Raw genomic sequence first — 6,000 nt, 5'->3', positions numbered from 1 at the left:
GGCCCATAACGCTCAGGAAGATCACGCCATGGGGCTCCGCTTCGCGCCAGCCAAATCATTGCATTAAGCATGGTACGGTTTTCTTTTGAGGGACGACCTGGTTTTCCTGTGTTTTCAGGAGGAAGTAAAGTTACTATATGATTCCATTCATCATCTGTTAATTCATATCGTCTCAACATATAAAACACCCCTTTTTCTTTATTTTACCATAAAACGGGGATGCAAAACATTTGTTTTGTGCAACTTTTAATTTTAAAACACGCTCTTGGCCTTATGCTTTTCAAGCTTAAGTTTCTATCACTTGATAAATACATGGAACCTCCAATACCAGAAGCCTAGTAGCGCTAATAGGCATTTGCATAAACGTTGACTTCCTTATAATATAGATGGATCCCACTTCCTATATAGTCGTCCGCGATAAAGAGTGGACAGTCCTCAAGACCTTCTGTGTTTATAAATCAGACAGGTATTCCTGTACAAATGATACTATCTGACAAAGTTATCTTGATAAATTTCAAGTTAACAGCTGAAATCTACAATATACATAAAATGTACCAAACATACTAGAGATGATAGAAATCGGGAACATTTATGATATACTGATAATAAGTTGTATCATTATCGCCTGGCAGCGTCTTCACATGAAGGCAGCATAGCAGATCCAAATAAATAATGTTAAGCGTCAGCTGATACATACTATGTCTTTTAACTATCACAGCACAATTGTCGGCCACCAGACATTTTGTAATGTATAGTTCTGTAAATTAAAATTGATTTTTTGTATTTGAATATAAAAGGTCCATACTACATCCTTAACATTTATACGGATACAAGTGAATATTGTCTCACGCGTCGGAAATACTCACGCTGCTGATAACGAAAACGATACGCAGTTGGATACACCTATACTCTGTTAGGCCACCTCATTAGGCAATGTAAAAGAATACGGATAGAGATGGTCCTTGACCAGTTCTTAAATTGTATATAAGCCGAATCTCTTTACTTTTCATATAGATAATGCATAAATTACCCTTTTACAATCTGAGCTTCTTGCTGTTGATACTATTTTCATTTACCAGTTGATAAACACTATGACTAAAATATCTTGCTTCGCTTAACTGAATTATTGACTATTACATCACGTTGTCCGAAGTGATGTCTGTGTTTGTTCAATTAAAGAATTACATATTGCATCCAAGTTGTTTGCTAGACATCAGTTACAAAAGACTTTCAACCATCATAAAGATTGTCCCCCCTTACAGAATCATTGTAGTATCATAGTAAATGCTGCTAAACTGTTAAACAGATCAAATCGACATGAACCTCGCCAGTTAATTTGGTTACTTTATAATGATGGTTAACGCAGCTCATCTTATGCTAATAGCTTTTCGTTTACTTATCGCATTTATTTTATATTTAAGATGAATAACATGCTTCTTTATTATTCTTATTAATAAGAAGTTTTCTCTTTGAAGTTATAATAAAATATACATATTTTTCCGCGGGGCGGAAATTCTTAAATAAACATCATCTCTTTATGCGCCACTACATTAAATAGAGCCCTATATAATTGGCTATAGGATATACTTTTACTTAAGTTTAGTTAAGTTAGGACATATTGCATATGCAGATAACGTATATTAGTGATACTAACCTGCTACTATGTAGGAAAGCTTTCTGTAACGCTTTCCATAGATACATTACACTAATCTATTCCTCGCAGACTAAGATGTAAAATTTAATTAGCAAGTAAACCTCCCGAATTAGGTGTTCTATCTACCAAACAGGATTATATACATTTACGGATAAATGGAGTATATTCAGAAACTAATCTTATTCATATATAATATCTGAATAAACGTATACAACAGTATAAGCTATGCTATCTTCGTCTTTTGTTTTCCAATCCCTTTAATTACTTCCAAAAAAGTACAGCAAGCCATCTCCAAGGTTTCCCAATGCTGAAAAATCTGCTTTAGGGGGAAACCTGAATATAGTTAGATAAGAAGTACAGGAGCGTAGGAGAAATAAGTCGTGCAAAGTCCCTAGTCCCTACAATTGGTTCCGCTTCAATTCTTACCCACGCACACCCGGTTACACAAAGTGTCTCTTTTCAACAACACCTAATTTAATATTTTGTGAGTTCTTCTGTTCATTCTATTCTTGATAAATAAGATCATGAACTGTCTGCAATATTTATAGCTATATTGTATCCTACAGTGCAAATGCCGCTAATGCTACTAATACCTCGTAGAAAACTAAAGGTGTGTTAGAATAATTTGGTATTTGACAAAATATTGAGCAGCAGATAAAGTCATAATAAATTCTACGATAATTGGCGATTACTTCTATAATGGCTAACACGATAACATAACGTTTTTACATTCCTGTTCCTTTTCATGAAAATCTATTTTCACAATCTTAGCAATACCCCATTCCCCTGAAGCATCTGCTCTTGATATTGCTTGAGCAGAAAAGCAGTACTTTTTTTACATTATCTTTGATCGCATAATAATGATATAAAACATCCACCCACTTATCATTATTGTGAACATCCACAGTAAAATTTTTTTATATTTTCCCAATTATTTTTGCAAATACATATATAACAATATATTATGTCGTATTTTAATTATATAATTACACAAATTATATTTAGCCATATTTAATATTATTTAGGATTTTAGCAATCCCTTTAAAACGTTATAATCTGCCCATATATCCATTTTCATTATTGAGGCTACAATCTATTGCCTAATGTCAAAAAAAGTTGTTTTAAGGCATTTTATGGCATCGTTTTATATACAGTGGATTGACTGTCAGAATATCTTTGAATATTTTTATTAACAAATGATTTCCACTAAATCTATTTTTCTATTCCAAATTAAAAAAATATAATATTACTTTTAATTCGTTTTTATTCTTTTCAAAAAAATCGGATGAACATGGGAGAGGGGACTGGTATAGATTTAATTGGTATAGATTTAGATGGTATAGAAATGGTTTACAAGTTCTATACATTTTTGATTCATGATATAATAAAAGATATATTTCTATATCATCTGCATATTGATCTTGTTATCTAAAAAATAAATAGGAAACTTATATAAATACAAAAACATATTTATTACATAATTAAAAACATATTTATAAGAACATAATTAAAAAAACATAATTGCTAAATCCAAATGACAAAATCCCTTTATTTACAAGCTTTCTGAGTAATAGAAGAAGAAGAGAATTGAAAAATGTGGAATAGTTTTTCTAAAAGTGGAGTAAAAATCCGGTTTGTGGATGCTTTATTTCTGTGGGTGGAGGAAAAAATTCTTAGAGTGGATGAATAATTTCTTAATAGGATGAAAAGTGTATTACTATGGATGAAATATAGTTTATTGTGGGTGAAAACTTTCCAAATGTGGAAGAAAAGTTTCCATCTATAAATGAGAATTTAGCAGTAAAGAAAGTAAATTTATTAAAATGATGAAAATATGGATGGAAAAATGAGCAGGTAAACCCAAAATAGACCTTTTCAGTTAAAAAAGGGCACGACAAAAAAGCCCTCGATCAGGAAGCTTTTGAAAAAAGGGCTTCTTTTTTGATTATTGTCCTGGTTAAAGCACCAAAACTTTCGATTGGACGTTTTAGAAGAATATAGGAATTGTAAATTTCTAAAACAGCCTGTTTTACAACGGATAGGGAATAGGTGGTACTTAAAAGTCCAAGATCCCGGTAATCGTTATCCTTTAATATAACAGGAGGATATGTATTGGATAATTTTCTATTAGTGTCTAAGTATGGGTTAATTCCATTTGCCCGCAGCTGCTCTGCCAGATCGCCGATCTCGTCATCCGGACGTTCCTGTAATAAATTGTATTGATCCAGCATATCATTTAAAGCAGTTATGTAAGACTGTATTTCACCGCGGTTTTCTTCGATCAGATGTATTTTTGCCTGCCGTGTGTTATAGGCCGCATTTAAGTGAAATACAATTTTGCTGTTTTCATACTCAACATTGAAAATATCACTTTTTGTAACCAAGGCCTTTTTGATTACATTGGGCTTGCAGTAGCCGGGAAGATATCGGCGAAGCTGTTCATAAGAACGCTCCAGCTTAACCTGGGGGGCAGAAGATGCATCAGATTCCAGAATAGCACGCAGGTAAATACGTAGCTGATTGATATCCTTTATATTCATAATCTGCTGAAGAAGTTCTTTGCTAATCGTTGCGTAGCCTCTGCCGCCTTCTGAAGCGGTAAGGTGATAGGTGTTGTATTCAGGAAGCAGTATAGAAATATGATTTTTCTCCCAGCCGGTTGCGTGATAAGATATGTAGCCATATTTAGCAAGTATTTCATTGGAATATTTGATTGTTTTAATATCACATTTGATAAACTCCGCCAGTTCTTTTTCAGATATATCAGAAATAAAACCACGAGGATTGGGCGAAAGAAAATGATAAGTGATTAGCAGTTTTAGTGCATTTCCTTTCAGGCGAGGCTGATAGCCGTACATATTTTTTTCGTTCATGTATTTTATGTGAGTTTTGTAAGCAGTTTTGTAAACAGCTTTGGGACAACTGCCGCATTGATGGCATATGTTTTTCTGAATCTCCTCTGGCATATATTCTAAAAAGGATTTGTACTTAAAATGTGGACACGCAAAACAGCCAGATGCGGTTTCATCCAGCTGTTGATACTCTGTATAATATTCCTTATAGTTTTTTTGAAGACCAATAGCCTTCAAAGCAGGTCCTTTGCCAACACGGGCAAAATTATTCAAGTTAAGTAACATTTCCAGCACACCTCGTATTTAATACATGTTATTTCAAATGTTAGTCACTAGAGCATGTTTTAAATTGCTTTCTTACACCTGTGCGTCACACTTTGTGGTAAATATGTTCCAGAAACAGGAGGCGCAGCGGGCTACGCAGACTATTTTAGGAGCATATTATACGCGAATATTATACGCGAATATTATACGCGAAGTGGGGCATGCAGATGGCGGGAATGAATTTTAAACACCCTATAATAATCAAGTTGGAAAGCGAATGAGCTATTCAGGATAAGAAATCGAAAAATAAGAATGTAAGAGATTACCACCCTTTGCTCATATTTGCCAAAAAAACTGTACGATAGCGACAAAATTTACACAAGGGACTTGAAAAAGGCGTACTTTAATAGTACAATGAAGCTATAAAGCCCATCGGTAAAAATATCGGTGTAAGCGCGTTAATATTGGAATCGCCAAACTACAATATTAACGGTAATGTTTTGTCTAGTGGATAACCAAATGTAAAATCGCCAAAATTTTATAGGTTATCCACTTTTTTCTATAATATACAATAAAAATCGGAGTTTGTAAAACAATAATTTCGTGCAGGAATTAACGGACTGAATTTAGAAAAGTCTTGATTTCACCTATCTTCCTGCACTTTATAAGTGAAAATAAAGAAAATGTGCTGTAAAGGGAAAAGGGGCTGAAATCTTTGAAAATTAAGGGTTTCAGCTCCTTTTTGCATTATGAAAAAAAATTTTAAAAAACTTTTCAAAAATATATGCATATATTTCCGTACTAAATTAAGACTGATCAGAATATGCCGTTTTTTATAATTATAGACATGTTTTGGCGGACTAAATCCTTGATTTTTTTGTAATCATATGTATTTTCTTATAAGTGGTAAAAAAATAAAGGCAAGTATGTTCCCCCCTGCTTTAGTATCCATAAAAACGTGCCGATTTTAGCGAACTAAATAAAAGGTCTCCATAAAAAAATACACAGAATTGAGCACTAAATATATCAAATTAAAAAAACTTGCATGTTTTTCCGAACTAAATTGGGGGTATCAAGCAAATTTCAGTGGTTAAATGGTAAATTTATGGAAAAATTTTTCTGGAAGTTATGAGGGTTAGCGACTAAATTTAATTTCCTGTATTTGAGATACCGACTAAATTATAAAAACAAACAATCCGGCATTGATATATATTTTACCTGAGAGATTAA

At 33.1% G+C, this 6,000-nt stretch carries 2 protein-coding genes; both read right to left on the bottom strand.

Annotated features, from left to right (window positions below; all coding sequences use genetic code 11):
- On the bottom strand, window positions 1-179 hold a 179-nt coding region (locus tag QR40_RS31140), incomplete at its 3' end, for a transposase (protein ID WP_152614298.1).
- Window positions 180-3,564: 3,385 nt separating this feature from the next.
- Window positions 3,565-4,527 (bottom strand): hypothetical protein, encoded by a 963-nt coding sequence (locus QR40_RS26725; protein ID WP_152614297.1) that lies wholly within the window; start codon window positions 4,525-4,527, stop codon window positions 3,565-3,567.
- Between the last annotated feature and the right edge of the window lie 1,473 nt (window positions 4,528-6,000).

Origin of the sequence: Robinsoniella peoriensis (assembly GCF_000797495.1) — a bacterium.
In the GTDB taxonomy this organism is placed as follows: domain Bacteria; phylum Bacillota; class Clostridia; order Lachnospirales; family Lachnospiraceae; genus Robinsoniella; species Robinsoniella peoriensis.
The sequence above is the reverse complement of the archived record's forward strand: the minus strand, read 5'-3'. Positions and strand labels throughout refer to the sequence as shown.

Bases quoted from the DNA above. Each gene is read 5' to 3' on its own strand.
- QR40_RS26725 (WP_152614297.1), bottom strand. From the start codon at position 4,527: ATGAACGAAAAAAATATGTACGGCTATCAGCCTCGCCTGAAAGGAAAT.